Below are 26,670 nucleotides of genomic sequence, written 5' to 3'. Positions count from 1 at the left end.
CGCCTGTTTCAGCCTCTGAGCGCCGTCGAGACCGGCGTGCGATAGGCGCCGAGCGCCGGGAGCAGCGACAGGGCGGCGCCGGCCAGGGTCAGGCCAGCGACCAGCACGACTTCCGGCCCGCCGATCTCGACCAGCAGCACGACGCCGGTCCGCGCCGCGAAGGTGCCAGCGAGGGCGGCGGCACCGGCCCAGCCGAGCCCCAGGCCCAGGAGCCCGCTCGTCAGCACCAACCCCTCGACCTCGAGCCAGATCAGCAGGAACAGGAAGGCGCGGGAGGCGCCGAGCGCGCGCAGCACGGCCAATTGCTTACGCCGCGTCGCGAGCGTCGCCAGCACGGCCAGCAGCACGGCGGCCACCACCAGTACCTGGGTCCCGAGTGCGATGGCGGCGATGAGCGCCCGGGCGTCGCCCAGGGTCTGGTAGAGCCCGATCAGCACCTCGGCCGGAAACAGCGCCATGGTGCCGCCGCGACGATACTGGTCGCGCAGGCGATAGGCGTCGGCGATGCCCTTGGGCTTGACCACGATGGTCGGAATGCCGGCGAGCGACTCCCGGTCCCACGGCGGGCCGAGCCGGGTCTCGGGCGTGCCCAGCGGATGGCCGTCCGGCAGGCCATGGACCCACCAGACCGATTCGATCGACGCCAGGATCGCCCGGTCCCACGGCGTGCCCTGCGGCGCCAGGCGGCCGACGACGGTATAGGTCAGCTCCTGATGCTGATGCGCCGCCTCGTCATCGTCATCCTCGACCGCATGATGCTGCCCATGGCTCGGGTGGAAGCGCGTGCCGAGCGGCCAGTCGATGCCGGCGCCGAGCACGACCTCGTCGCGCCGGGCGAACATCCGGCCCTCGGCAATCGGCACCGCGCCCCAGCGCTGGGCGAAGGCGGCGTCGGTGCCGACGATCGGGTAGCCCCGATGGAAATCGCCGAAGCCGATCGGCGCCGCGGCGGCGACGCCGGGGTCGGCGGCGAGATCGGCCAGGAGGCGGCCATCGATGAGCGGCAGGGCGGCCGGCTGCAGATAGACGCCGGTCAGCACGAGCTGGGTCTGGCTGCCCGGCGCGCCGATGAGGAGATCGAACGACCGGGCGGCGTCGGCGCTGCCCTGGCGCAGTGCCCGGGCGGTGGCGCTGACCGAGACGCCCAGGGCCACCGCGACCGCGATCAGCAGCACGATGGCGAGCGCGCCGCCCCAGTGGCGCTTCAGGTCTGCGAGCAGCAGGGGCAGCGGGTTCATGCCGCGAGCCCGGCGGCTTCGAGCCGGAGTTCGCGGCCGAGCCGCTGCCTCAGCCACGGGTCGTGCGTCGCGACGACAAGCGTGCTGCCGAGCTCGCGGGCGACCTCGATGAGCAGGGCGCCGATCGCGTTGCCGGTCTCGGCATCGAGGCTGGCGGTCGGCTCGTCGGCGAGCAGGATCATGGGCGAGAGCAACAGGGCACGTGCGACCGCGACCCTTTGCATCTCGCCGCGCGACAGGCGCTCGACCGGCTGATGCGGCCGGGTGAGCCCGACGCGGGCGGCGAGCGCCATTGCCCGTGGCTTCAGGGCCCGGGCGCAGGTACCGCCGAACCGGGCCGGCAGCAGGATGTTGCCGAGCACGTCGAGCCCGCTCACCAGATGGAAATCCTGGAACACGAGGCCGATCCGTGCGCGACGCCAACGATCGCGCGCCGGTTCGGTCAGCCGGGCGAGGTCGGTGTCGCCCCAGAGGACCCGCCCGTCCGACGGCCGGTCGAGCCCGGCGAGCGCCGACAGGAGCGAGCTTTTGCCCGAACCGGACGCGCCGGTCAGCGCCAGATGCCCGCCCGGCTCGAGCGCCAGCCGGTCGAGGGCAACGGCCGTCATCCAGTCGCCGGACGGCAGCCGGTGGCGGATGCGGAGCGCTTCGACCAGCAGCGTCGGTGGCAGCAGGGGTGGGGGTGAGGGCATGCAATGCTCGTGAAAGGGCGGAAGTCGCGCGCGGCCAGGACCGCGCACGACTATCCGGCTTTCATTGCAATCGCATGACGCCGGCTCCAGGGAAAGGCCGGATCCGGGCTGCCGCTACGGGCCTAGTCGAGCGGCAGGCTGAAGCGGAAGGCGCCGACGGTCAGCCGCTGACGGAAGTAGAACCGGTGGGCCGCACTGTTCGTGACGCCGGAATCGAGCGCCAGACGACGGCAGCCGGCGGCCCGCGCTTGCGCCGCGAGGGCCTCGATCAGGCACTCGCCCAGTCCCTCGCCGCGCCGGTCGGGCAGGGTCACCAGATCGTCGACATAGAGAAAGCGGCCATAGACCGTGTTCTCCTGGAAGCGCCAGCCGGCGAGCGCCAGGACCTTGTCCTCGGAGTCGACGGCGGCGAGCAGCCGATAGCCCTCGGCCGCCTGGCGGGCGAGTTGCGCCAGGACCGCCTCGTCGGCACCCAGATGCGGACGCAGCACCCGCAGGACGGGCAGGCAGGGTGCCGTGGCACGGGCGTCGTCGGGTGCCACGGCGACGAGGCGGACCGGTCCTGCCATTACGGTTGACCGGGATGCACGAAGCGATAGGCGATCGCGATCCGGTTCCAGGCGTTGATCGTGATGACCGTCGAGGTCAGCTGCGCCAGCTCGGCCTCGTCGAACTGTGCGCTCGCCTCGGCGAACACCTCGTCCGGCACATGGCCCTGGTCGAGCCGGGTCAGCGCGTCGGTCCAGGCGAGGGCCGCCCGCTCGCGTGGCGTGAAGAATGGCGATTCGTGCCAGGCCGAGAGCAGATGCAGACGGTCGTCGCGCTCGCCGATCGCCCGGGCCTCGGCGACATGCATGTGCAGGCAGAACGCGCAGCCATTGATCTGCGACGCGCGGACCTTGACGAGCTCGATGATCTTCGGGTCGAGGCCGCTTTCCTTGACGGCGGCGGAGATCGAGACGAGTGCCGCCGCCGTACGCTCGGTCAGGGAACGGAAGCGGGCGTAGTCGATACGGGCCTTCACGATGGCGATCCTCTTCTTCCCGAGGGACGGGCCCGGCGCCCGTCCGACACTCAGGGGAAATACGCGTCGGACGTCCTAGTCAGAAGAGCCAATTCATGCTCGAATGGCTGGGCCATGTTCGATCATCTGCTCGACCGCGGCGCCGACGAGCCGGCCTATCGCCAGCTCTACCGCCGCATCTCGGCCGCCGTGCTGGACGGCACGCTGCACGAAGGCACGCGGCTGCCGTCCGCCCGCAGCCTCGCAAGCCAGCTCGGCATCGCGCGCGGCACGGTCGAGGCGGCCTACGGCCAGCTCGCGGGCGAGGGCTATATCCAGGGCCACGGCGCCGCCGGGACCTTCGTCGCGGCCGCCGCCGAGGTGGCGCCCGCACCACCCGTTGCCACATCGGTACCGTCCGCGGCCCGGGTGCTGCTGGAAGCGCCGGTGCCGTTCCGCATGGGGCTGCCGGCGCTCGACCTGTTTCCGCGCAAGCTCTGGTCGCGGCTGGCGGCGCGCCGGGCGCGCGGGCTCGCGACGGCGGCCCTCCTGCCACCGGATCCCGTCGGCATCCTGCCGCTGCGCCGGGCCGTCGCGCGCTATCTGGCCGTGGCGCGCGGCATCGCCGTGCCGCCGGAGCAGGTCATCGTGACCGCCGGCTTCCAAGGCGCACTCGGGCTCATTGCCCGTGTGCTCGACCTCGCGAGCCGGCCGGTCTGGGTCGAGGAGCCCGGCTATTTCCTCGCCCGCAATGGCTTAGCCGCGGCAGGCGCCCGGCTCGTGTCCGTGCCGGTCGATGGCGAGGGGCTCGACGTCGCGGCCGGCCGGGCGCTGGCGCCGGAGGCGCGGCTGGCGCTCGTCTCGCCGTCGCATCAGGCACCGCTCGGCATGGCGCTGTCGCTGCCGCGCCGGCTGCAGCTGCTCGACTGGGCGGCGACGCAGGGTACCTGGATCGTCGAGGACGATTACGACAGCGAGTTCCGCTATGTCGGCCGGCCGCTGCCGGCTTTGAAGAGCCTCGACCGGGCCGATCGCGTGTTCTATGTCGGCACCTTCAGCAAGACGCTGTTTCCGGGCCTCAGGCTCGGCTATCTGGTGGCGCCGGCCGGATTGACCGCGCAGGTCGCCGAGGCGGCGGCGCTGCTGGCGCCGCTGGCGGCGACGGACAGCCAGGCGACGCTTGCGGACTTCCTCGCCGAGGGACATTTCGGCCGCCATATTCGGCGCATGCGGCAACATTATGCCGCGCGGCGCGCCGCCGTCGTCCGGGCGCTCGAGCGGCAGTTCGGCGCCGCTGCGGTGGCGCTCGGCGCCGGCGGCATGCACGTGCTGCTGCGGCTCGCGGATACGGTGGACGACGCGGCGGCGGCCGAGGCATGCCTCGCGGCCGGGCTCGGGCCGAGCCCGCTGTCCGAGGCCTATGCCGGGCCGGAGAAGCGCCGGGGCCTGCTCTTGAACTTCACCAACGTGCCGCCGGATCAGGCGCCCCAGACGGTTCAGCGGCTGGCGCGCGCGCTTACGATGGCGCTGCGGCCGTAGAGCATGCCGAGGAAGCCGACGAAGACGCCGGCGCTGACCGCGTTAAGCCGCAACATGGCGGTGAATTCAGCCTCCGTGAAGGGAACGAGCGGCTCGCCCAACCGGCCGAGGGTCGCGAGGAACATTGCGACCGGCAGCCAGACCAGCGGCAGCATGACCCAGCGCTCGTTCGCGCGAAACGACAGGGCGGCCGCGACCACGCAGGGCACCAGATAGAGGGCGTTGCCCGATGCCTCGCCCAGGAGCTTCACGCAGATGAGCGCATTCGCGACACCGATCACGGGCAGGGCGGTCCGGCCCAGCAGGCTCGAATGGCGTACGATCCAGGGGATGGCAAAGAAGGCGAGTGCCGCCGGCAGGTCCAGCAGCGAGGGCCAGGCGCTCCAGCCGATCAGCGCCAGATAGTAGACAGGATAGAAGGGGATGTTGCCGGCGACGACGAGCGCCACCAGGTTGGTGGTGGCGACGAGCGGATCGTCATGGGCAGCATAGGCGCGAAGCTTAGCCAGAATGTTCCGGGGCGGCATGGCGATGATCATGCACGTGCCCCGGCCCATTGTCGAACGGCCCGCAAAAGCGGAAAGTGGCGACGGATAAACTTTCAGGATGATATCGATGAGTTCTCCCGAAACCGTCCGCAGCCGGACCATCCGCTGGGAACTGCCGGTCCTGGACCCGGCCGAGCTTGCGGGCTTGAGCGGGCTCGAGTATCTGCGGCGCGGCCTCGACACCGATACGTTCCGGGCGCCGATCGGCGCGTTGATGGATTTCCGCCCGGTGCGCTTCGACGAGGGTGTTGCCGTGTTCGAAGCCCTGCCGGCCGAATTTCATTACAACCCGATCGGCTCGGTCCATGGCGGCTTCGCCGCGACCCTCCTGGACTCGGCGCTCGGCTGCTCGATCCACACGACGCTCAAGCCCGGCTTCGGCTATACGACGGTCGAGCTCAAGGTGAACTATGTCCGACCGCTCAAGCTTTCGACCGGCCCGGTCAGGGCGGAGGGCAAGGTCATTCATGTCGGCGGCCGCATCGCGACGTCGGAGGCACGGTTGACCGATCCGGACGGCAGGCTTTATGCCCATGGCACGACGACCTGCCTGATCTTCCCCCTCGACGACAAGCGAACGGAGGACAAGCGATGAGCGATGCGAAGCCACTGAAGGCTGTCGTGGTCGGGGTCGGCGCCGAGGCCGGCCTGGGTGCGGCACTCTGCCGGCGCTTCGCCGCCGGCGGTTACGAAGTGCTGGTCGCCGGCACCACGCCGGCCAAGATCGAGCGGGTCGCCGAGACAATCCGCAACAGCGGCGGGCAGGCGATCGCCGTCCCGACCGACACGACGCGCGAGGCCGATGTGGTGGCGCTGTTCGACCGGGCCATGGCGGACGATGCGACCGGCCCGGCCGACCTGGTCGTCTACAATGCCGGCAACAACCGGCCGCATGATTTCCGCACCATGTCCATCGAGTGGTTCGAGGAGACCTGGCGTGTCGGCTGCCTGGGCGGCTTCCTGGTCGGGCGCGAGGCGGCGCGGCGCTTGGCGCCCTTGGGCCGCGGCACGATCCTCTTTACCGGTGCCAGCGCCTCGCTGCGCGGCCGGCCGAGCTTCGCCGCCTTCAGCGCCGCCAAGGCGGGGCTGCGCATGGTCGCGCAAGCGATGGCGCGGGAATTCGGGCCGATGGGCCTGCACGTCGCCCATGTCGTGATCGACGGCGGCATCGACGGCGAGCGCTTGAACAGCCGCGTGCCGCAGCGCCGAGCCGAGAAAGGGCCGGACGGAATGCTGCAGCTCGACCCGATCGCGGACGCCTATTGGCAGCTCCATCGCCAGCACCGCTCGGCCTGGAGCCACGAGGTCGACTTGAGGCCGTTCGTCGAGCCGTTCTGAGATCCCATCCCGCACCTCCCGTAAGGGGAATGCATCGGGTTGGCCGATGCTCGAAAGAACCGGTTGCCACTCCACCGGCGGTCGAGCAGGATCGTGACCCCGACAGGCATCTTCCCCCGGCGCCGCCTCGTCCGCGTGGCCGTGATCCGTTGAACGACCGTGAGGCCAAGCCACATGTTCCGCAGGCGCTCGGCGAAGGCCGGCCGACCAGGGATGACCCGGGTGGCGTTCGGATGCCTCTTGGTCGGCCTTTTGCTCTCGGCACTCGCCCATTCGGCCGAAGCCGGCGACCGGTGGGTCGGGACCTGGGGCGCCAGTCCGTCCGATCCGCTCCTAACCGCCGACAAGCCGTCGCCCAGCTACAAGGACCAGACCGTCAGGCTCGTCGCCCATGTCAGCATCGGCGGGTCCAGGATCCGACTGCGCCTGTCCAACGGCCTGGGCCGGGCGCCGCTCATCGTCGGTGCGGTGCATGTTTGTCTGTCGGGTAGGGATGCGCCGGATCATGTCGTGACATTCGCCGGCCAGGGCCGGTTCGCGATCCCGAAAGGGGCCGACTATCTGAGCGATCCGATCGACCTTGCCGTGCCCTCCGGGGCGGACGTGACCGTCAGCCTCTATTTCCCGGCCGACACCGGCCCGATTACCCAGCATTCGCTGGGCGTGCAGACAGGTTATGTGGCGCCGGGCGACCAGACCGCGGCGGCGAGTCTCGCTGGTGCTGCGCCCATTCTGGCGCGTCCGGTGCTGAGCGGCATCGAGGTTGAGGGCCAAGCTGGCGACGCCGCCGTCGTCACCCTCGGCGACTCGATTACCGACGGACAGCATTCGACGGTCGACGCCGATCGGCGCTGGCCCGATCTTCTGGCCGCCCGGCTCGAAGCCCGCTATGGCGGGCACGTCAGCGTGGTCAATGCAGGCATCGACGGCAACCGGCTGCTGAGCGAGTCGAGGTTCGGCCCGAACGCGCTCGCCCGCTTCGACCGGGACGTGCTGGCCCAGGCCGGCGTGCGCTACGTGACCGTGCTGCTCGGCATCAACGATATCGGGCACGCGCCCGACACGCCGGTCGATGTGTCCCAGATCATCGCGGCACTCAGGCAACTGGCCGACCGGGCGCACGATCATGGGCTGAAGATCTATGGCGCGACCCTGCTGCCGTTCGAGGATTCGCCCTACTGGGCGACCCAGGGCGAGACGATGCGGCAGGCGGTCAATCGCTGGATCCGCGAGAGCGGCGCTTTCGATGCCGTGCTCGATTTCGACCAGATCATGCGCGATCCGGCCCGACCGGTCCACCTGGCGCCCGGCTACGACAGCGGCGACCATCTGCATCCGAACGACGCCGGCTATGCCGCGATGGCCGCCTCGATCGACCTTGGGCTATTCAAGCCCCATTGACCGACCTCTTAGGGAGAACCCGCCATGCTGCTGGGACTGGACCCGCTGCTCACGCCCGACCTGCTCCATGCGCTCGCCTCGATGGGCCATGGTGACGAGATCGCGCTCGTCGACGCCAACTTCCCGGCGGCGGCGTTCGCGCGCCGGCTGATCCGGCTCGACGGCGTCGACGGCAATGCGCTGCTCTCCGCCGTGCTGTCGGTGCTGCCGCTCGATAATTTCGTCGAGCGGCCGGTCTCGACCATGCAGGTCGTGGGCGAGCCGGACGCCATTCCGCCGACCGTGGCCGACTATCTCGAGATCCTGGGCGCCGCCGGCAGCACCACGCCGATCGATCCGCTCGACCGGTTCGACTTCTACGACCGGGCGCAGAATGCCTACGCGATCGTGATCACCGGCGAGCGCCGGCCCTATGGCAACATCCTCTTGCGCAAGGGCGTCGTCTTCGACTGACGGCGGTCCGGTGGCGGGCCGTCAGCCCTTGTGCTCGGTCCGCCATTTCTCGACCGCGGCGATCGTGCTGGCGACATGGCCGTCGGGGTCGAGCGAGCTGTAGGTCGACAGGATCTTGCCGTCGGGCGAGATCACGTAGGACGTGCGGTCGGCGTAGCTCGGGTTCTTCGCCATGACGGCGTCATAGGATTTCGCGACCGTGAGCTCAGGGTCGGCCGCGACGGCGAACTTGCTCTGGCAGTCGGCGGTCGAGAACTTGTCGAGCACGGCAATCTTGTCGGCCGAGATGCCGACGACCATGGCGCCCAGCGCTTTGAACCGTTCGGTCGCCTCGGCGAAATCATGCGCTTCGGCCGAGCAGCCCTTGGTAAAGGCGGCCGGATAGAAATAGAGCACGACCGGCCCGTGCTTCAGCGCGTCGGCGAGCTTGAAGGTGAATTCCTTGCCGGCGAGCGTCGCCGGCGCCGTGAATTTGGGCGCTGCATCGCCCGGCTTGAGGGCTGCCAGCGCGGGGGAGGCCGTGAGGCCGGCGAGCAGTGTTGCGGCCAGGACGCGTTTCATGAGGATGCTCCGCAACCGTTGGTTCCCGGCGCGCAGTATAAATCGACGCAGGCTGCCGGCAAGCCGGCGTGGCGATTTGAGGCACCGGTTTGACAGGGGCGGCGGATGACGCTTTGATCACCGCCTCTCGCCCCGTTCTGGAGACACCCGATGGCCGCCGATCTCACCGAGCTGCGCAGGCTGATCGACGACATCGACGACCGCCTGCTCGATCTCTTGGCAGAGCGCATCGCCGTCGCCGAACGGGTTGCCGACTACAAGCGGGCGACCGGCATCCCCGTCCGCCTGCCGGACCGGATCGAGGCGGTCAAGGCGCGTTGCGCCGAGCGCGGGGCGGCACGCGGGCTCGATCCCGTCTATGTCCGCGACCTCTGGGGCCGGATCATCGAAGAGACCTGCCGGCTCGAGGAACGGCTGATCGGCACGCCGGCCTGAGGCCTCTCTCAATCGTCATCCCGGGGCTTGACCCGGGGATCCACGCATTGCGGTCAGGTGTGAAGCCGGCAGGATCGCGCATTGCTCAAGCGCGTGGATGTCTCCGGTCTTTACATCAAGCCCGGCCATGACGATGAAAAGGGTGCGAGGGCATTATCACCATCGATCACCATCCGCGATGGGCTCGATCTTTTCTTTCGCAGCAGCCATGCGCCAATTGCCGTTTATTGCGGTTGCGGCGTATCTTCCGGTCTTCGATGGTAAGCCCGAACAAGTGAGACCCGAGGAAGCGCGATGCCAGCCTATCGTTCTCGAACCAGCACCCACGGCCGCAACATGGCGGGCGCGCGCGGCCTGTGGCGCGCGACGGGCATGACCGATCAAGATTTCGGCAAGCCGATCATCGCCATCGCCAACTCCTTCACCCAGTTCGTGCCGGGCCACGTGCACCTGAAGGACCTGGGCCAGCTGGTCGCACGCGAGATCGAGAAGGCGGGCGGCGTCGCCAAGGAATTCAACACGATCGCCATCGACGACGGTATCGCCATGGGCCATGGCGGCATGCTCTACAGCCTGCCGTCGCGCGAGCTCATCGCCGACAGCGTCGAATACATGGTGAACGGCCATTGTGCCGACGCGCTCGTCTGCATCTCGAACTGCGACAAGATCACGCCCGGCATGCTGATGGCGACGATGCGGCTCAACATCCCGACCGTGTTCGTCTCCGGCGGGCCGATGGAGGCCGGCAAGATCATCCATCACGGCAAGAGCAAGGCGGTCGACCTGATTACCGCCATGGTCGCGGCCGCCGACCCCAAGGTCTCCGACGAGGAGGCGATGGTGATGGAGCGCTCGGCGTGTCCGACCTGCGGCTCCTGCTCCGGCATGTTCACGGCAAACTCCATGAACTGCCTGACTGAGGCGCTGGGCCTGGCGCTGCCCGGCAACGGCACGGTCGTCGCGACCCACGCCGACCGCAAGCGCCTGTTCGTCGAGGCCGGCTGGACCATCGTCGATCTCGCGCGCCGCTGGTACGAGCAGGACGACGAGACGGCGCTGCCGCGCGGCATCGCGAATTTCGCCTCGTTCGAGAATGCCATGACGCTCGACATCGCCATGGGCGGCTCGACCAACACGGTGCTGCATCTCCTGGCGGCAGCGAACGAGGGCCAGGTGCCCTTCACCATGGCCGACATCGACCGGCTGTCGCGCCGCGTGCCGAACCTGTGCAAGGTGGCGCCGTCGGCCGCGGACGTGCATGTCGAGGACGTGCATCGCGCCGGCGGCATCCTCGGCATCCTGGCCGAGCTTGACCGCGCGGGGCTCATCCATCGCGACCGGCCGACCGTGCATTCGGTCACGATCGGCACGGCACTCGACAAGTGGGACGTGACGAAGTCCGCCGACACGAGCGTCGAGCATTTCTACCGCGCGGCCCCGGGCGGCGTGCGCACGACCGAGGCGTTCAGCCAGGACAACCGCTATCCCTCGCTCGACCTCGACCGCGAGAAGGGCGTCATCCGTGACAAGGCGCATGCGTTCAGCCAGGACGGCGGCTTGGCCGTACTCTACGGCAATATCGCCGAGGAGGGCTGTATCGTGAAGACGGCCGGCGTCGACGCGGAAATCCTGAAGTTCACCGGCAAGGCGCGCATCTTCGAGAGCCAGGACGCGGCCGTCGACGGCATCCTCGGCGACAAGATCCAGCCGGGCGATGTGGTGCTGATCCGCTACGAGGGCCCGAAGGGCGGCCCCGGCATGCAGGAGATGCTCTATCCCACGAGCTACTTGAAGTCGAAGGGCCTGGGCAAGGCCTGCGCGCTCGTGACCGACGGCCGCTTCTCCGGCGGCTCCTCGGGCCTCTCGATCGGCCATGTCTCGCCCGAGGCGGCGGAGGGCGGCGCCATCGGCCTGGTCGAGGAGGGCGATACGATCGTCATCGACATCCCGAACCGCACGATCCGTGTCGATGTGTCGGACGAGGTGCTGGCGCACCGCCGCGCCGCCATGGTGGCCCGCGGCAAGGCGGCCTGGCACCCCGAGCAGCGTGACCGCGTCGTCTCCCCGGCACTCCAGGCCTATGCCGCGCTCACGACGAGCGCTTCGCGCGGCGCCGTCCGCGACGTGACCCAGGTACAGCGGCAGTAAAACGCCCACATCCGTCTGCGCGCGTTCCGCGCCCTCTCTCCTTCGGGTGAGAGGGCGCATGCCCTCCTGAAAATCCCCAGCGCCGACGCGGCACGCTTCAAAGCCCTGCGGCGAGCAGACACCGCCGAATGGAAATTGACGGTTGAAAGCAGGGGATGCTTATGTGAGGCATTGAGGGCTCAGATGTCGCATCAAGGAGGACGGGCATGCATCCGACAAAGGTTCACGTCGGGCGCAAACATGTCGTCACGAAATCCGCGCATGCGCATCCGTCCAAACAGCATTGGACGCGCTATGTGCCGGACGCGGCCCTGGTTTTGCGGCAGGCCTCGACCGATACGGTCGTCATGGGCAAATTGCGGGCGCTGTGCGCGGACCAGAGGCCGGTGCACAACCTGACGGACCAGGAGGTTCTCGATTGTGCCGCAGACATGATCCACAAAGGGATCCTGCACATCGAGATGAAAGATCACTTCGTCGCCACTGCCAGCAATTTCGACCCGGCTTCGCAGCAAAGCGAAGATGACTTCAAGCAGAACGAGGGCTGCGTCGAGTACATGTATCTCGACAGCAAGTGCAAGGTCACGGTCGGGATCGGCGTCTTACTGCCGAACGCTGCGGCGGCAAAGGCCTTGAAATTCGTGCATCAGGCGGATGGCAAGCCCGCGACGGATGCCGAGAAGGAAGCGGCCTTCAACGCGGTTCAAAAGCTGGCGACGCCCCTCAAGAAGGGCGAGTCGAACAAGTTCGGCGCCGCCCATTACAAGAAGACAACGACGATCATCCTGCCGGACGATGAGATTCTGCGCCTGTTTAAGGCGATGATCCCGCAATACGAGGCCATGGCGAAAAAAATCTTTTTCGAATTCGACGCATTTCCCGTGCCGGTGAAGCGGGCGATCCTGGATCTGGTCTACAACATGGGCCAGACAGGCCTTGACCGTTATCAGAAACATGGGCTGGTGAAGGCGATCGAGGACTGGGACTGGGACCAGGCGTCGAAGCTTTGCGCGCGAAGCTGGGTCAACGACGATCGGAACGACTGGACGAAAGAGCGTTTCCTCGAAGCCGCGAAGAACAAGTGAGGGGCAGATTGCGCAACATGGCGTCTCTGAAGAATGTCGCGCTTGGAATTCTGGCCGGCGTCTGGGCGATGGGGGCGGAAGCTCAGGAAATCCCGCTCTATGCTGCGCCGGATCTCGGCATCAAGACTTCGGGGGGCGCCGGGGCAGAGCTGGCAAAGCCGTTCGAAGATCCGCTGCCCATCGTGACCAAGTCCGGGGACGCACGGCACAAGGCAGAGCTCTCGTCGTGCCAGGATTGGCTCGATCTGAAGGAACGTATCGTCGGATCCGACAGTGATTCCGACTACAAGGTGGTCAAGTACCAGGCCGTGCTGTGCGCGGGCCTGGCCCTGCTGGCGCGGGCAACACCGGCCAAGGAAACGGCGCTTCCGCCCGATTTTCTGAACGCGAGGGACCTCAAGGACTACCCCGGCTCGCTATGGCCGGATCTTCTGGCCGAAGGCACGCCCGCGGCCGGGAATTCTACGCCGACGTTGAAGACGGCAACCGGGATCGCGGCATTCAAAGTCGAAGACCATCGCAGGCTCGCGGTCGTCAAAGCCTCGCAGAAACTGACGCTGACGCTGCTCGCCCGGGGAGATTTCGATCACAGCGGCTGGGAATCTGCCGTTTTTTCGCTGGAGGGGCAGGTGTCGGGCAGCCGGATCTCGACGACCCGGCTCGTCGTCCTGACGCGCCATGCGCCGGATGCGCCGTTCGTCGAAGTCCCCCTCGGTACGCTGCTGCCCGGCAAATAGGCGGCCGAAAGAACCGGTAGATCTGATCGAGCACCTGGACACGGGTGCGCGCCTCTACCCCCGGTTTGTTGTGCCGAATTCGACGGGCTGATAGCATCTCTACTCCGCAATTACTTTAGCGGATCAGAAGATGAAGTACGCTCTGTGGGGCGCTGCTTTCGCGGCGGCAACTTCTCTTGGCACGGCTGCGTTTGCTGATGACGGGCAGTTCGGCTGTCCGGCACAGGGCACGACGCTGACCCTATCGGTGGGACCGCCGCTCACCTTCGGGCCGGCGAGCGGGTTTGACTGCCCTCATGGCGGCGGGTTTCAACATGCCGGCTTCAGCAATCAAACGAGTTCCGCTGGGGTAAAGGAAGCCCTGGAGAAGCTCTGGCCGCTCAAGGTCGGAAACAAGGCCAGCGCTGACGTTTCTGCCCAGGGCGCCAGGTCCACCCACGGGACCTATTCCTGCGAGGTTCTGGGGCGCGAATCTGTGACCGTGCATGCCGGAAAGTTCGATGCGTTCAAGGTAAAATGCGCCGCTGAATTCCCGCAGGAACGGTACCAGGACGAGCGAGTCTACTGGTGGTCGCCAGAGGTGAAGTATTCCGTCAAATTCGACTATCAGCTGATCCAAGGCTCCGCGTTTGGGACGACTCCCTTGAAAAGCTGGGAGTTGGTCTCGATAGCCCATTGAGCGGTCATGTCGCCATAGCCGGCTGGAAGCTGTCCGGCCGGGCCATGCGCCAGGCGTCCTTGAAGATCGGGTCGTCGGTGCCCGCCAGAAGCTCGCCGGGCGCGAGGAACCGGTAGATCTGGTCGAGCGTCTGCACGCGGGCAGCACCCAGCCGTTTCGAGAAGTGCCAGGGCTGCAGCTCGCTCGGGTGTTCGAGCCCGGCGGCGGCCACGACTTCGGCCAAGGCCTTCACGGTCGAGCGGTGGAAGTGGAACACGCGCTCCGCCTTGTCGGGCACGACGAGCGCCCGCTGGCGGATCGCATCCTGGGTCGCGACCCCCGTGGGGCAGCGGTCGGTGTGGCAGCTCTGCGACTGCACGCAGCCCAGGGCAAACATGAAGCCGCGCGCGGCGTTGCACCAGTCGGCGCCGATCGCGAGCGTACGGGCGAGGTCAAAGGCCGCGGTGATCTTGCCGCTGGCGCCGAGCTTGATCCGCTCGCGGATATTCAGGCCCACCAGCGTGTTGTGCACGAACATCAGGCCTTCGCGCAGCGGCATGCCGATATGGTCGACGAACTCGAGCGGTGCGGCACCCGTGCCGCCCTCCGAACCATCGATCACGATGAAGTCCGGATAAATGCCGGTCTCGAGCATCGCCTTGGCGATGGCGAGGAACTCCCACGGGTGGCCGAGGCAGAGCTTGAAGCCCACCGGCTTGCCTTGGCCAAGCCCACGCAGCTGCCCCACGAACCGCATCATCTCGAGCGGCGTCGAGAAGGCCGAGTGGCTGGGCGGCGAGATGCAGTCGACACCCTCGGGCACGCCGCGGGTCAACGCGATCTCGGCCGAGACCTTGGCGCCCGGCAGCACGCCGCCGTGGCCGGGCTTCGCACCCTGGGAGAGCTTGATCTCGAGCATCCTGACCTGCGGCTCGGCCGCCTGCTTGGCGAAGCGCTCGGGCGAGAAATGGCCGGTCTCGTCGCGGCAGCCGAAATAGCCGGAGCCGATCTCCCAGATGATGTCGCCGCCCTCGGCCTTGTGGTACGGGCTGAAGCCGCCTTCGCCCGTGTCATGGGCGAAGCCGCCCATCCGGGCGCCGCGGTTCAAGGCGCGGATGGCATTGGCGCTCAAGGCACCGAAGCTCATGGCCGAGATGTTGAAGACCGAGGAGGAATAGGGCTGGGTGCAGTCCGGCCCGCCGATCGTGATGCGGAACGGTTCGATCACCGGTTCCTTCGGTGCCACCGAATGATTGAGCCACTCGAACGACGAGGAATAGACGTCGAGCTCCGTGCCGAACGGCCTTTTATCGAGCTGGCCCTTGGCGCGCTGGTAGACGAGCGAGCGCGCGTTGCGGTTGAACGGCATGCCGTCCGTGTCGCTCTCGAGGAAATATTGCCGGATCTCCGGCCGGATCTCCTCGAGCAGATAGCGGATATGGGCCGCGATCGGATAGTTGCGCCGGAGCGAATGATGGGTCTGGCGCAGGTCGTAGGTGCCGAGTGCCGAGAGCGCCAGGGCCACGAGAAAGGCCGGCAGGAAGGCGCCGTGCCAGAGGCTGAGCACGAACAGCACGAATGTCGCGACCAGTACGGCGGCATAGGTGCCGTAGCGTCGGGTGAACGCGAGCCTGAGGATCTGCGGCATGGGGCGGCTTCCGTCGGGGCGGGAGAGGAGGGGGCTTTGCGAGCGCTTGGGAGATGCCGGCGCCGGGCGCTCAGCGGTGTGGCACCCAGATCGGCGCGCAATTGGTCCGGCCGCTCAGGAGGCAGTCTTCGAGCCGGCTCTGCGCCGCCAATTTCTGTTCGAGAAAGACGCCGAGAACGATGAACAGCAGGGTTAGAGCCAGCGCGCCGAGGCTCGCCGTCACCCTATTCTCCTCCTGGTCGCGGTCCGGATCGTACATGGCGAGACCGGCATCGTTGACGTCGGATAGAAGAATATCATGGCACCGACGTTCCGCGAGGCGGAAAAGCGCCGGTCAGACCATCAGATGGTGTCAGGCCATCAGGCGGCGCAGCGCGGCCGAAATCTGTTCCGCGCCGATGACCAGCAGGAACGTCACGATCAGCAGCATCGAGACGGTGCGGTACTGGAACAGGTTCATGGCGGTCAGCATCTGGAAGCCGAGGCCGCCGCCGCCGACGAAGCCCAGCACCAGCGACGAGCGCAGGTTCTCGTCGAACCGATAGAGCGCGATGCCGGAGAGCGACGGCAGGAGCGAGGGCACCACCGCGTGGGTGAAGACCCGGACACGGCCGGCACCGGTGAGCGTCAGGGCTTCGACCGGCCCCATGTCCATGTCCTCGATCCTCTCGGCGAAGAGCCGTCCCAGCATGCCGATCGAATGAACCGAGAGTGCTAGCGCCCCCGGGAACGGGCCGAGGCCAACCGCGGTCACGAACAAGAGCGCCCAGACGAGGTCGGGCACGGCGCGCGTGAGCGAGATGACCGAGCGGGCGGCGGCGTAGACCACGGGCGAGGGCGTCACGTTGCGCGCGGCCAGCAGGGCGAACGGCACCGCCATGATGACGCCGCACACCGTGCCGAACAGCGCGATGTCGAGCGTCTCGATCGCCGGCCAGACGAGGTTCGGAATGCTGGTAACGTCGGGCGGCGAGGCGCGGGTCAGGATGTCCGCCATGCCGCGGATGCCGGTGATGAGTTCCGACAGCCGGGCGTCGATCGCCCAGAGCGACTGGCCGAAGAGGCCGATCCCGATCAGCAGGATCAGCGGCAGCAGATAGTGGCGGGCCGCGCGGTGCAGCGCTGATGGAGTTGGTCGACTATAGAGTTGGTCGATCATCGCGGCCGAAATGCAGTCGGGCGAGCCTTCGAACACGATCTCGCCGTCCTTCATGCCGATGATGCGGTCGGCAAAGGCGAGCGCCAGGTCCGGCTGATGCAGCACAGTCACGACGGCGAGCCCATCCTCGGTCGCGAGCCGGCGCAGGAGCGCCATGATCTCGCGCGCCGATTCTGGGTCGAGGCTCGCGACCGGCTCGTCGGCCAGGAGCACGCGCGGCCGCTGGGCGAGCGCACGCGCGATCGCGACGCGCTGCTGCTGCCCGCCCGAGAGCGTACCGGCGCGCTGATGGCCGAATTCGACCAGGCCCACCTCGCTCAAGAAGCCGCGGGCGGCGTCAAGCTCCGTACGCGGCAACAGGCCTACGGCCGTGCCCACGGTCCGGTGCTGGCCGAGCGCGCCGGTCGCCACATTGGCGAGCACGTTGCGCCGGCGAACCAGGTTCGCGTGCTGGAAGATCATGCCGCAGGGGATGCGGGCCTGGCGCAGGCCTTCGCCGCTCAGGCTCGCGACATCGCAGCCGTCGATCAGAACCTCGCCCCCCGTCGGCTCGATCAGTCGGACGATCGAGCGCAACAGGGTCGATTTGCCGCAACCGTTGCTGCCCAGGATGACGACCAGCTCACCGTCATGGACCGTGAGGTCGACGCCTTTCAGCGCTACCCGACCGTTCGGGTAGCGCTTGGCAAGACGTCGGACGACGAGGCGGGGTGCCGCCTCGACCGCCCCGGGCACCATCTCGGACAGCATGGCCGGCATCAGAGCTTCGCCAGGTCGATGTTGAGCGTCTTCACCAGGTCGCGGATGCCGCTATAGGCCGCATCCGTGGTCGGCACGAGGGTCTTGCCGCTGCCGGCGAGGATGTCGAGATCCTTCGGCGGCAGGGAGTGCAGGTCGAGCGTCTGCAGGATCTTGGTGACACGCGCCTTGAAGGCGGGGGCCAAGTCGCCGCGCACGGCGATCGGATCCTGCGGGATCGGGTCCGACTGCCACAGCGTCGTGAACATGCCGTCCTGCCACATGCCTTGGCTCTTCGCCGAATGGATCTGGTCGCTGTTGAGCTCGCCCGCCTCGACCTTGTGGTTGCGCAGCGCCTCGAACGAGGCGGTATGGCTGCCGGCATAGACCGGCTTCACGTCCTTGTCCGGATCGATCGCGGCCTTGCGCAGCCCGTAGGCCGGGAACAAGTGGCCCGAGGTCGAAGCCGGGTCGGAGAAGGCGAAGGAATGGCCGGCCACATCCTTGAGCGCGGTGATGCCCGAGCCCGGCCAGGTCACGATGCTGGCGGTATAAGTGTCGGGCTTGCCTTCCTTGTCGGAGAAGCTCGCGACCGCCTCGGCCTTGGCGACCTGATGAGCCAGCACGTAGCCGAGCGGGCCGAACTCGCCGATCTCGAGCTTGCCGGCGCGCATCGCCTCAATCTCGGCGTTGTAGCTGGTCGTCACCTGGATCTCGACCTTGCAGCCGAGCTTGTCGGCAATCAGCTTGCCCAGGTTCTCGTAGACGGGCACGAGACGGGCCGCGGCCTCATAGGGCTCGACGCCGAAACGGACGGTGCCGCCGTTCGGGCAATCGTCGGCGGCCATGGCAGGGCCGGCCAGGGCGAGGAGGGCGGCGGGGGCGACGGCGAGAGCGCCGAGGCGGGCGGCGAAAGGAGTCCGGACGCGCATATTCGATCTCCGAAAGCGTGGGGCCGCGCCGCCGAAAGAGCCTCCGGCGGATCGCGCTGCCGGTGGGCACGCTACGGCCGCCTCGTGTCAGTCCGATTGCAGTTCGGTGCTCAATCCGTGTCCGGGGCGAATTCGCCTGGACAAGCCGAGGATTCGTCGGCTCTGGCGCCGGCGCTCGGGTTCGTCATCGTTTAGGCTTTTGGCCCGGCTTCAACGGGATGACGTTGTCGGCAGGGTCGCGGCCCTTCCGCTGGGGCTGTGCCCCGAGAATCTCCGCCACCTTGCGGGCGAGTTGGTCGCGCTTGAAGGGCTTGCTCAAAAGCTGCACGCCCTCGTCGAGCTTGCCGTGATGCAGGATCGCATCCTCCGCATAGCCCGATATGAACAGCGCCTTGAGGCCAGGCCTCCCTTCCGTGAGCTGCTCGACCAGCTCCTTGCCGCGCATGGCGCCGGGCAACACGACGTCGGTCAGCACGAGGTCGATCCGGTCGATCTCGCGGGCGAGCGCCAGCGCTTCGACCGCGTCGCCCGCTTCGATCACCCGATGGCCCAGGTCGCGCAGATGCAGCACGACGATGCTGCGCACCGCCTCGTCATCCTCGACCACCAGGATGGTCGCGGCCGACCGTGCCGGTTCGACCGGCGTTTGAGGACGCTCGTAGTCGGCCGCACTGCTCATGACTCGCGGCAGGTAGAGCTTGACGCTCGTGCCATGGCCGGGCTCGCTGAAGATCTTGACGTGGCCCGCAGATTGTTTGGCGAACCCGAACACCATCGAGAGGCCGAGGCCCGTGCCCCGGCCGGCCGGCTTGGTCGTGAAGAACGGCTCGAACGCCCGCTCGAGCACTTCCGGCGCCATGCCGGTTCCGCTGTCGCTGACGGCGATCATGACATAGTCGCCGGCCGCGATTTCGGCATGATCGCAGGCGTAAGCTTCGTCCAGCACGACGTTGGCCGTCTCGATCGTGAGCCGCCCGCCCGTCGGCATGGCGTCGCGCGCGTTCAAGGCGAGGTTCAGGACCGCGCTCTCGAGTTGGGCCGGATCGGCCAGCACGTCCCACAGCCCGGCCGTTTCGACCATGCGCACGTCGATATGCTCGCCGAGCGTCCGGTGCAGCATGCCGCTCATGTCGGCGAGTAGCCGGCGCACGTTGAGCGGCCGCGGCTCGAGCGGCTGTCGGCGGGCGAACGCGAGCAGGTGCCGCGTCAGGCTCGCCCCCCGCTCGGCGCCCCGTACGGCGCTTTCGATCCGCCCCGCCACCGGGTGATCCCGGCCCAGCACGCTCTGCAGCGCTTCGAGATTGCCGAGGATGACGGTCAGGAGATTGTTGAAGTCGTGGGCGATGCCGCCGGTCAGTTGCCCGATCGCCTGCATCTTCTGGGCTTCGCGCAATGCCCGCTCGCCGGTGACCCGCTCGGTGAGGTCGGTGCAGGTGACGACGAAGCCACCGTCCGGCATCGGCGTGCGCCGGATCTCAAAGGTCCGCGGGCCGAGCGTCCGCTCGTAGACGGCCGGCGCCTGTTGCCATCGTCCCGCCTCGCCGCGCGCGATCTGCTCCTCGGTCTCGAGGAACGGCGGGCGGCTGCCGCCGGCGAGATAATGGCCGAGCGTGAGGTAGCCGGTGCCATGGACCTGGAGCGACGGCGGTAGGTCGAGCAGCTGGACGAACCGGTCGTTCCAGTGCACCAGCCGCCGGTCGGGGTCGAAGACCGCAATGCCTTGGCTCAGGCTGTCGAGCGAGGATTGCAGGTGCAGGGCGAGCGCGCGCGCCGCAGCCTGGGTCGTGCGCAGATCGGCGATTGCGCGCCGCAACATCCAGGAGCCGAGGCCGAGCACCAGGAGTGCCGCGGCGATGCCGCCGAAGCTCCAGAGGCGGCTCGATGCCTCGGCCGCGTCGGCTGCGGCGATACCCTGTTCCAGGCGGGCGCTCTCCTCGGCCAGCATCACGCGCAGCAGCGCGGCGATGCGTCCCGTCTGCACGAGGCCGACGTCGGTGTCGACCTCGCGTGTCGTTGTGGGGGTGGTCGTCCTTAACTCGATCGCGCGGGCGAGCCCTGCCAGCTTGTCCTGGACCGCCTGGGCCAGCGCCTCCGAGCGCTGCTGCTGGCTGGCGACGTCGCCAACCAGTTGCGCGAGGTGTCCTTGCTGGGCTGTGATCTGGCCGAGCGCGCGGCGATAAGATGCGAGATATTCGTCGCGGCCGGTCAAGAGATAGCCGCGCTCGCCGGACTCGGCGGCCTCGACCGCAGCGCGCAGGTCCTGGATCGCGTCGAGCGTCATGCGGCTATGGCGTGCACCGTCCCGCGCGAGGTCGAACCGTCGCGCATGGTCGAAGCTGACGAGGGCGACGATGGCGACCAGAGCCACGAGGCCCGCCAGCACGACTGCGTTCGCCTTGGCGATGACGGCAGCCAATTCGTTTCCCTCTCGACCGACGGCCTCTCGACCGACCGCCCCCAAATCGAGGGTGGGGGACCGGCGGTATCAGGACGCGCCTGAAATCTTGGCGCCGATCCGCCACCCTGTCCAGGCGACAAGGTTGAGCAAGGCAGAGTGGGGGGAAACGGGGCGAGGGAAACGGGGCGAGGGAAATGCGGTCGGCGGGAGGAGAGGGCTCGCTCGATCAGGCGGCGCGGTCGGCGATCGCCCTGCCGCGGGGCCCCTCGTCGACCATGCGGCTCCAGAAGCGATCGAAGCGCCGGAGCGTCGTGAGCGTGGTCTCGACCGGGGTCGCATTGGTTGGGGCGGCATCGGCCGGTGCGCCGTTGGCCAATGCGGACGCGAGCTCGGCCAGGTGCCGCTCGTGCATGGCGTCGATCCGTGCACATAGCGCCAGCCCCTTGGGCGACAGGCGGACGCGCACCGTGCGCCGGTCCTCGGCCGCGCGCCGCTGGATGAGATAGCCCATCTCGGCGAGTTTCTTCGCGTTGTAGGAAACGTTCGAGCCGAGATAGCAGCCGCGCAGCATGAGCTCGCTCACGGTCATGTCGGCGGTCCCGATGTTGAACAGCAGAATGGCCTGGACGCTGTTGATCTCCATGATGCGGAGGCGATCGAGCTCGATCGCAACCAGATCGAGGAAGCGGCGATGCAGCTGATCGATGATGGAAATCAGGTCCAGATAGGTGCGTTTCATTTAATGAAACCCTTCGTCGGTCCGGGCTCCGGCGTTCCGGCGCCCCAATCGGCGGGATCTTTGATCGCCGCCTCATGGACGAGAATTTAACCCGGAATTCGATAATTTATGTTGAAGATCGACGGCCGCGCCAAGCGGTCGCGTCAGATGGCGGGCAGGCCCAGGAACATCGCCTTCATGCGCGCCCGGCTCATGGTGACCAGCACCAGCCGGTCCGTCTCGGTCGTGTAGCCCCAGGCCGGATCGACGTAGCGCAGGCCGTGGTGGAAGCGGCGGAAATGCTCCTTGTCGTAGCCCAGCCACTCGACCGTCTCGCCGGCGATGATGCCGGCGGCGAAGTTCGGCTTGTGCAGCTTGAGGCCGTGGAGGATGGCGAGCGCGAAGATATGATCGCCGATCTCCGTGCTGCCGGCCTGCTTCAGGTCCGGGTCGCGCCACAGCGTGCCCAGCATCATGATCTTGCCGCGGATGTCGTTCAGGTCGTCGGCGTCGACCTCGCACCAGGCGTCGGTCGCCTCGGCCAGCGCCGGCGGATCGTAGAGCAGGCTCAGATCCTCGAGCGCGTCCTGCAGGCCGACCGCGACGTGGCGGATGACCGCCGCGATCGTGCAGACCGGCATGCCGTCGCGCCGGCCGATGAGCGCGAACGCGTTGTCGGCGCCAAGCGTCGTGCGGTCCGGGTTCAGGAGCGGCAGCAGCGGCACGCCGCCGCGGCGGCACGCGACGGCGTTCGCTGCCTGCAGCTGGCGGAAATCCGCCGTCAGCTCGAGATGGATGCCGAGCTTCAAGAGCGCATGTGCGTGCTCGTACAGCTTGGCTTCGACGCTCGCCCGCTCCGTCGGAGACAGAGCGGCCCGCGGGAACAGACTCATCGCACCTCGATCGTCTTGCACGCAGCGACGATGAATTGGCCGACTCGGACGGTAACGCAGTCCCATTCATGGAACTGGGGTCCGATCTCCGCCCGCACATGGCGGACGGTGAAAGGGGCCTCCCGATCGCGCACGCGGGCAAGGTCGGTCACCAGGCGCGAGATGAGCGACTGCGGCGCGCAGAGATCGCGCGCCGGGCGGCCGTGCTGCCACAGGCGCTGGGTTGTCGGCACATGGTCGAGCCCGGTTGCGAGATGCCGCACGGTCAGGTCCGCATCGGCGCAATAGATCGAGGTGCGCGACCAGGAACCGTCGTCGATCAGCGGCTGCAGCACGCCGTCGGTCAGGTCGCCGCCGCACGTGAGCGCCCGGCCGAGGAATTGCTGCTGCGCCACCGCCAGGCGATCGGGCGAGAGCCGGTCCTGCCATTCGATCAGCCGGCCGCTGTAGGCGAGCAGCGAGCGTGACGAGGTTTCGGGTGTCAGCTTGTCCAGCAGCCGCTCGACGACGCGGGCTGCCAGCGCCGGCTCGTTGGCCCTGAGCAGGCCCAAGGCGGCCATGGCGAGATGCTCGGCTTCGCTCAAGTCGGTCGCCACCGGATCGAGGCGGAGCGGCAGGGCGAAGTCGCCACCGGCGAGATTGAGGCTGTTGACCACGCGACGGACGTTCGTGGACGGGGCCGGGTCGAGCAGGTCGCGCTCGTCGCAGTCGAGCACGCGGGCGACAGTGGCGCGCAACCGGTTGCCGAGTGGTTTCTCGCCGCGGACCGCACGCGACAGGGTTGATGGGCTGCACAGTGCCAGCTTGGCAACTTGCGACGGCTTTAAGGCACGCAAACGGAGCATTCTCGCCAACGCCGTCGGTGGGCGGCTGCTATCTGAACGCGTATCGGGCTTGGGTGCTTCGACGGATACGATCGATGTCACTGTGCCCATACCCTCGTAAACACGGCGCTTCGGCGATGCTTCTCCAATCCATAAGACCATTCACAACCGGAGCGATCAAGCCTAGCACTCCGGTTAGTTCGCCTTTTAGGTGTCGGTGTCCTTTTAGTGTCTTTAAGGCAAATGGGTGTGCAAAAGGGGCACGCACCATCTTGATCCTTGTCTGACAAATCCGATATGTTCGCGTCATGCGGGTAGAATTCGGAGTCGGTTGAGCTTTATGGTCGCTGCCATGGGGTGCGGCGAAGCAAGGAGGGGATGGTGGGGAAGGCGACTCCGACGGATGGGCAGTTTCTGACCCTCGCGGCCAGCCGGTTCGCCACCGCCGGGCACCGGACCGACGGCGGGGTCCGCAAGCTCTATGCCCGTGTCGATCTGTCGGACGACCGCTCGTTCCTGTCCAGCAACCATCGCGATCTCGTTGATATCGTCCCCGGCCTGTCGATCCACCGTGATGCGGCGGGGCAGGGCTGGGTCTGGATCGGCGCCAACCAATCCTGCTGCGAGATCCATGTGGTGCTTGAGCGGCTGCCGCCGTCGATCGACCTTATCCTCGGCCGCTGCGCGCTCGAGCTGATCCAGGCCGCAGCCGACGACGGTCGCTCGCCGGGGCTGGCCGCCGTCGACGAGCCAGGCGGCAACGTCATCGACCTGGACGCGGCCCGCGAGGCGCGCGCCGGCGTCTCGGGTTAGGCGTCACGGGTTAGGCGTCTCCGGTTAGGGTGGGGGGCTAGGCGGCGCCCGACGCGGCCGCCAGCATCGCATCGATCGTCGTGAGCTTGTTGCGGCAGCGGTTCGGTGCCGTCGCCGCCCGTTCGGCCGCGTCGATCCGGCTCCAGCCGCCCTGGTCGATCCAGCGGATGCCACGCGCGTCGAGCAGGCTGCGCAGACCGGCGCCACCTGGCCGCTCGTCGCTGCCGAGGCTGCTTGCAATGCGCTGCGCTACGGTCTGGGCCTCGACCCGGTTGGTCGGGATCGTACCGGTCGGGCCGCGTTTCGCCCAGCCGACGGCATAGAGCCGGTCACGGACATGGCCGTCGTCATTGGCGAAACGGCCATCCTCGGGCGTCGCTGTGCAGCAGGCGCGAGTTCGATAGCCGATGCAGGTCACGACCAGGTCGGCCGCGAGATCGAGCACAGCGCCGGCGCTGTTGCGGAAGCGGGCGCTTGCGACCCGGCCGTTGCCGAGGAACGCCTCCGGTGTCCAGCCGAAATGAAATGCGATCGTGACCGGTTTCGGCAGCAGCCCGGCGAAGCCCCGCAGCACCGCGCAGCAGGATGTGTCCTCGATCGGCACGGGCGGGTCGGCGAGCATGGGGCGGGCGCGCGCCAGCGTCGCCAGTTCCTCGAGCTCGTGCTCGGTGAATTTCGCGTCGCCGGGGCCGCGCCGCCCCACGACGTGGACTGCCTCGAGCGGTGCTGCCGCCAGGAACCGGGCAGCATCGGCGCCGAGATCGGAGCCGTCGAATTCCTCAGGCGTCTTCGCGAGCACACGGGCGACGTCGAGTGCCACGTTGCCATTGCCGATCACCACGGCCGCGCGCGGCGGTGCCAGGCCCGGGTCCGGATGGTCGGGGTGGCCGTTCACCCAGCCGACGAAGCGGCCGGAGCCGATGACGCCCGGCAGATCCTCGCCGGGAAGCCCAAGCCGGCGATCGTCGGGTGCGCCGGTCGCGAGCACGACCGCATGATAGAGCGTCTCGAGCTCGGCCAGGCGCACGTCGCGGCCGGCCTCGACATGGCCGAAGAATCCCACCCGGTCGCGCGCCAGCATGCGGTCGAACACGCGGGCGACGGCCTTCGTCCCCTGATGATCCGGCGCCACGCCGTAGCGTACCAGGCCGAACGGCGCCGGCAGCCGCTCGATCACGTCGACGCGGCAATCCGGCACCAGGCGCAGGAGATGGTCGGCGAGATAGCAGCCCGACGGGCCGCTGCCGATGACGGCGATGTGGCGCATGAAGCCCGTTCCGCGGCGGCTAGTTCAGCCGCACATACTCATAGTCGACCGGCAGGTTGTTGATGCCGCGGTCGGGCGGTGCGATCCAGGCCGCCATCTTGCCGGGCTCGGTCACCGGCTGCATCAAGCTGTAGATGAAGGCGCGGTCGTCATCGCTCGGCAGCCATCCGCCAAGGCGCTGCTCATACTCGGCCTGGCCGATCGGCCGGCCGGCCGTGTCGGTCGGCACGTTCGCCCAGCTGCCGTTGCCGCGCCGGAAGCGCGGGCTCGGCAAGGCCAGGCGCGCGTCGAACCCGGCCTTCTGGATGAGCCGGTTCCAGCGGGTGAGGCCAATCTCGCAATCCCTGACGTAGGACAGGCGCGAGACCTCGTTCATGGCGTTCCTGAGCGGCACCGGCTCGACCTTGATGCTGCCCTGGCCGTCCGGCATTTCGAGCGCGTAGGTCTGGTCGAGCGCCAGATGGTCCTCGTACTGCGCCTCGTCCGGCCGGCCCTTGAGCCCGTTCGCGAAATAGGACGCCGCGTTCGACGACTGGTCGGCGCCGAACAGGTCGAGCGCCGAGGAGAACCAGAAATTGATGTATTTCTGGATGGTCGCGAGGTCGATGGCGCCGGCGCGCCGCACCGCGGCCGGATCGTCGGTGTTGAGCTCCTTCATGACCTCGAGCGTCCGGCGCACGATGCGGGCGATGCCGGTGTCGCCCACGAACATGTGGTGCGCCTCCTCGGTCAGCATGAACTGGCAGGTGCGCGCCAGCGGGTCGAAGCTCGATTCGGCGAGCGACTTCAGCTGGTACTTGCCGTCGCGGTCGGTGAAGTAAGTGAACATGAAGAAGCTCAGCCAGTCCGAGATCGGCTCGTTGAAGGTCGAGAGGATCCGGGGCTTGTCGCCGTCGCCGGAGTGGCGGCTCAAGAGCTCCTCCGCCTCCTCGCGCCCGTCGCGGCCGAAATAGGCGTGCAGCAGATAGACCATGGCCCAGAGGTGCCGGCCCTCCTCGACATTGACCTGGAACAGGTTGCGCAAGTCGTAGAGCGAGGGCGCGGTATGGCCCAACAGCCGTTGCTGCTCGACCGAGGCCGGCTCGGTGTCGCCCTGGGTCACGATCAGGCGGCGGAGCGTTGAGCGGTGCTCGCCCGGCACCTGTTGCCAGACTTCCCGGCCGTACTCGTCGCCGAAGCCGATGCGGCGGTTCGGGTCCGGCTCGGCCAGGAAGATGCCCCAGCGATAGTCGGGCATGCGCACATGGCCGTAGGTCGCCCAGCCGCGCGCGTCGACCGAGGTCGCGGTCCTGAGATAGATGTCCTTCGCCTGGAAGTCGGTCGGCCCCAGGTCCTGCCACCATTTCAGGAACTCGGGCTGCCAATGCTCGAGCGCCCGCTGCAGCGTGCGGTTCGAGCCCAGATCCACGTTGTTCGGGATGCGGTCCTGATAATTGATGCCCAT

The 26,670-nt window shown here is 67.9% G+C and carries 28 protein-coding genes; 12 read left to right on the top strand and 16 right to left on the bottom strand.

Annotated elements, in window-relative coordinates:
* Window positions 1-8 precede the first annotated feature (8 nt).
* The 4 genes from IEY58_RS19655 to IEY58_RS19640 form a co-directional block, all read right to left on the bottom strand.
* Entirely contained in the window at window positions 9-1,238 is a 1,230-nt protein-coding gene (locus IEY58_RS19655) for an FtsX-like permease family protein (protein WP_189048878.1), read from the bottom strand.
* Window positions 1,235-1,930, bottom strand: coding sequence for an ABC transporter ATP-binding protein (locus IEY58_RS19650; RefSeq protein WP_229743832.1), 696 nt, complete (start codon window positions 1,928-1,930; stop codon window positions 1,235-1,237). Before IEY58_RS19650 ends, IEY58_RS19655 begins: the two co-directional genes overlap by 4 nt.
* A gap of 122 nt (window positions 1,931-2,052) precedes the next feature.
* Window positions 2,053-2,499, bottom strand: coding sequence for a GNAT family N-acetyltransferase (locus IEY58_RS19645; protein ID WP_189048876.1), 447 nt, complete (start codon window positions 2,497-2,499; stop codon window positions 2,053-2,055).
* On the bottom strand, window positions 2,499-2,954 hold the full coding sequence (locus tag IEY58_RS19640) for a carboxymuconolactone decarboxylase family protein (protein ID WP_229743831.1): 456 nt from the start codon (window positions 2,952-2,954) through the stop codon (window positions 2,499-2,501). Before IEY58_RS19640 ends, IEY58_RS19645 begins: the two co-directional genes overlap by 1 nt.
* Window positions 2,955-3,068: 114 nt before the next feature.
* On the opposite strand from IEY58_RS19640, the gene pdxR reads away from it, so the two are divergent.
* Window positions 3,069-4,472 (top strand): MocR-like pyridoxine biosynthesis transcription factor PdxR, encoded by a 1,404-nt coding sequence (gene pdxR, locus IEY58_RS19635; protein ID WP_189048874.1) that lies wholly within the window; start codon window positions 3,069-3,071, stop codon window positions 4,470-4,472.
* On the opposite strand, the gene IEY58_RS19630 is transcribed toward pdxR, so the two are convergent.
* Window positions 4,430-5,011 (bottom strand): hypothetical protein, encoded by a 582-nt coding sequence (locus IEY58_RS19630; RefSeq protein ID WP_189048872.1) that lies wholly within the window; start codon window positions 5,009-5,011, stop codon window positions 4,430-4,432. The genes pdxR and IEY58_RS19630 overlap by 43 nt on opposite strands.
* A gap of 76 nt (window positions 5,012-5,087) precedes the next feature.
* Here IEY58_RS19630 and IEY58_RS19625 point away from each other — a divergent pair, with 76 nt between their 5' ends.
* From IEY58_RS19625 to IEY58_RS19610, 4 genes are all read left to right on the top strand, one after another.
* Complete coding sequence (locus tag IEY58_RS19625; RefSeq protein WP_189048870.1) at window positions 5,088-5,615, top strand: PaaI family thioesterase; 528 nt, start codon at window positions 5,088-5,090, stop codon at window positions 5,613-5,615.
* The gene (locus tag IEY58_RS19620; RefSeq protein WP_189048868.1) at window positions 5,612-6,358 is read left to right on the top strand and encodes an SDR family NAD(P)-dependent oxidoreductase; all 747 of its coding nucleotides are present in this window, start codon (window positions 5,612-5,614) and stop codon (window positions 6,356-6,358) included. The genes IEY58_RS19625 and IEY58_RS19620 overlap by 4 nt, the downstream gene beginning before the upstream one ends.
* Window positions 6,359-6,580: 222 nt before the next feature.
* Window positions 6,581-7,759, top strand: a complete 1,179-nt coding sequence (locus IEY58_RS19615; protein WP_229743830.1) for an SGNH/GDSL hydrolase family protein — start codon at window positions 6,581-6,583, stop codon at window positions 7,757-7,759.
* A gap of 24 nt (window positions 7,760-7,783) precedes the next feature.
* Window positions 7,784-8,212: an RbsD/FucU family protein gene (locus IEY58_RS19610; RefSeq protein WP_189048864.1), complete on the top strand. Its 429-nt coding sequence runs from the start codon at window positions 7,784-7,786 to the stop codon at window positions 8,210-8,212.
* Between the two features lie 21 nt (window positions 8,213-8,233).
* Here IEY58_RS19610 and IEY58_RS19605 read toward each other — a convergent pair whose 3' ends face one another.
* Complete coding sequence (locus IEY58_RS19605; RefSeq protein WP_189048862.1) at window positions 8,234-8,773, bottom strand: peroxiredoxin; 540 nt, start codon at window positions 8,771-8,773, stop codon at window positions 8,234-8,236.
* Between the two features lie 150 nt (window positions 8,774-8,923).
* Here IEY58_RS19605 and IEY58_RS19600 point away from each other — a divergent pair, with 150 nt between their 5' ends.
* From IEY58_RS19600 to IEY58_RS19575, 6 genes are all read left to right on the top strand, one after another.
* Window positions 8,924-9,208 carry a chorismate mutase gene (locus IEY58_RS19600; protein ID WP_189048861.1) on the top strand — a complete coding sequence of 95 codons (285 nt, stop codon included), beginning with the start codon at window positions 8,924-8,926 and terminating at the stop codon, window positions 9,206-9,208.
* A gap of 81 nt (window positions 9,209-9,289) precedes the next feature.
* Complete coding sequence (locus IEY58_RS19595; RefSeq protein WP_189048859.1) at window positions 9,290-9,472, top strand: hypothetical protein; 183 nt, start codon at window positions 9,290-9,292, stop codon at window positions 9,470-9,472.
* A gap of 30 nt (window positions 9,473-9,502) precedes the next feature.
* Complete coding sequence (gene ilvD, locus IEY58_RS19590) at window positions 9,503-11,356, top strand: dihydroxy-acid dehydratase (protein WP_189048856.1); 1,854 nt, start codon at window positions 9,503-9,505, stop codon at window positions 11,354-11,356.
* Window positions 11,357-11,562: 206 nt separating this feature from the next.
* Window positions 11,563-12,441, top strand: a complete 879-nt coding sequence (locus IEY58_RS19585) for a hypothetical protein (protein ID WP_189048854.1) — start codon at window positions 11,563-11,565, stop codon at window positions 12,439-12,441.
* A gap of 17 nt (window positions 12,442-12,458) precedes the next feature.
* On the top strand, window positions 12,459-13,178 hold the full coding sequence (locus IEY58_RS19580; protein WP_189048852.1) for a hypothetical protein: 720 nt from the start codon (window positions 12,459-12,461) through the stop codon (window positions 13,176-13,178).
* A gap of 130 nt (window positions 13,179-13,308) precedes the next feature.
* On the top strand, window positions 13,309-13,857 hold the full coding sequence (locus IEY58_RS19575; RefSeq protein ID WP_189048851.1) for a DUF3108 domain-containing protein: 549 nt from the start codon (window positions 13,309-13,311) through the stop codon (window positions 13,855-13,857).
* A 4-nt stretch (window positions 13,858-13,861) separates the two neighbouring features.
* Here IEY58_RS19575 and IEY58_RS19570 read toward each other — a convergent pair whose 3' ends face one another.
* The 8 genes from IEY58_RS19570 to IEY58_RS19530 all read right to left on the bottom strand — a co-directional run bounded on the left by IEY58_RS19570 (window position 13,862) and on the right by IEY58_RS19530 (window position 23,158).
* Window positions 13,862-15,484 carry an FMN-binding glutamate synthase family protein gene (locus IEY58_RS19570; protein WP_189048849.1) on the bottom strand — a complete coding sequence of 541 codons (1,623 nt, stop codon included), beginning with the start codon at window positions 15,482-15,484 and terminating at the stop codon, window positions 13,862-13,864.
* 70 nt (window positions 15,485-15,554) lie between these two features.
* Complete coding sequence (locus IEY58_RS19565) at window positions 15,555-15,743, bottom strand: hypothetical protein (protein WP_189048847.1); 189 nt, start codon at window positions 15,741-15,743, stop codon at window positions 15,555-15,557.
* A 93-nt stretch (window positions 15,744-15,836) separates the two neighbouring features.
* Window positions 15,837-17,402 (bottom strand): phosphonate ABC transporter ATP-binding protein, encoded by a 1,566-nt coding sequence (phnC, locus tag IEY58_RS34415; RefSeq protein WP_229743829.1) that lies wholly within the window; start codon window positions 17,400-17,402, stop codon window positions 15,837-15,839.
* The gene (locus IEY58_RS19550; protein WP_189048845.1) at window positions 17,402-18,313 is read right to left on the bottom strand and encodes a phosphate/phosphite/phosphonate ABC transporter substrate-binding protein; all 912 of its coding nucleotides are present in this window, start codon (window positions 18,311-18,313) and stop codon (window positions 17,402-17,404) included. The genes phnC and IEY58_RS19550 overlap by 1 nt, the downstream gene beginning before the upstream one ends.
* Window positions 18,314-18,497: 184 nt before the next feature.
* On the bottom strand, window positions 18,498-20,729 hold the full coding sequence (locus tag IEY58_RS19545; protein WP_189048843.1) for a CHASE3 domain-containing protein: 2,232 nt from the start codon (window positions 20,727-20,729) through the stop codon (window positions 18,498-18,500).
* 208 nt (window positions 20,730-20,937) lie between these two features.
* A complete protein-coding gene (locus IEY58_RS19540; RefSeq protein WP_189048842.1) occupies window positions 20,938-21,450 on the bottom strand; it encodes a MarR family winged helix-turn-helix transcriptional regulator in 513 nt (170 codons plus the stop codon).
* Window positions 21,451-21,593: 143 nt separating this feature from the next.
* Window positions 21,594-22,322, bottom strand: a complete 729-nt coding sequence (locus IEY58_RS19535) for a hypothetical protein (protein ID WP_189048840.1) — start codon at window positions 22,320-22,322, stop codon at window positions 21,594-21,596.
* Window positions 22,319-23,158 carry a hypothetical protein gene (locus tag IEY58_RS19530; RefSeq protein WP_189048838.1) on the bottom strand — a complete coding sequence of 280 codons (840 nt, stop codon included), beginning with the start codon at window positions 23,156-23,158 and terminating at the stop codon, window positions 22,319-22,321. The genes IEY58_RS19535 and IEY58_RS19530 overlap by 4 nt, the downstream gene beginning before the upstream one ends.
* 369 nt (window positions 23,159-23,527) lie before the next feature.
* Between IEY58_RS19530 and IEY58_RS19525 the strand changes: the two genes are divergently transcribed.
* Entirely contained in the window at window positions 23,528-23,959 is a 432-nt protein-coding gene (locus IEY58_RS19525) for a hypothetical protein (RefSeq protein ID WP_189048836.1), read from the top strand.
* A gap of 37 nt (window positions 23,960-23,996) precedes the next feature.
* Here the strand turns inward: IEY58_RS19525 and IEY58_RS19520 are convergent, their stop codons facing one another.
* Window positions 23,997-25,226: an FAD-dependent oxidoreductase gene (locus tag IEY58_RS19520; RefSeq protein ID WP_189048834.1), complete on the bottom strand. Its 1,230-nt coding sequence runs from the start codon at window positions 25,224-25,226 to the stop codon at window positions 23,997-23,999.
* A gap of 19 nt (window positions 25,227-25,245) precedes the next feature.
* Window positions 25,246-26,670, bottom strand: a complete 1,425-nt coding sequence (gene boxB / locus IEY58_RS19515; RefSeq protein WP_229743828.1) for a benzoyl-CoA 2,3-epoxidase subunit BoxB — start codon at window positions 26,668-26,670, stop codon at window positions 25,246-25,248.

This window comes from Aliidongia dinghuensis, assembly GCF_014643535.1.
Lineage (GTDB): Bacteria > Pseudomonadota > Alphaproteobacteria > ATCC43930 > CGMCC-115725 > Aliidongia > Aliidongia dinghuensis.
The sequence above is the reverse complement of the archived record's forward strand: the minus strand, read 5'-3'. Positions and strand labels throughout refer to the sequence as shown.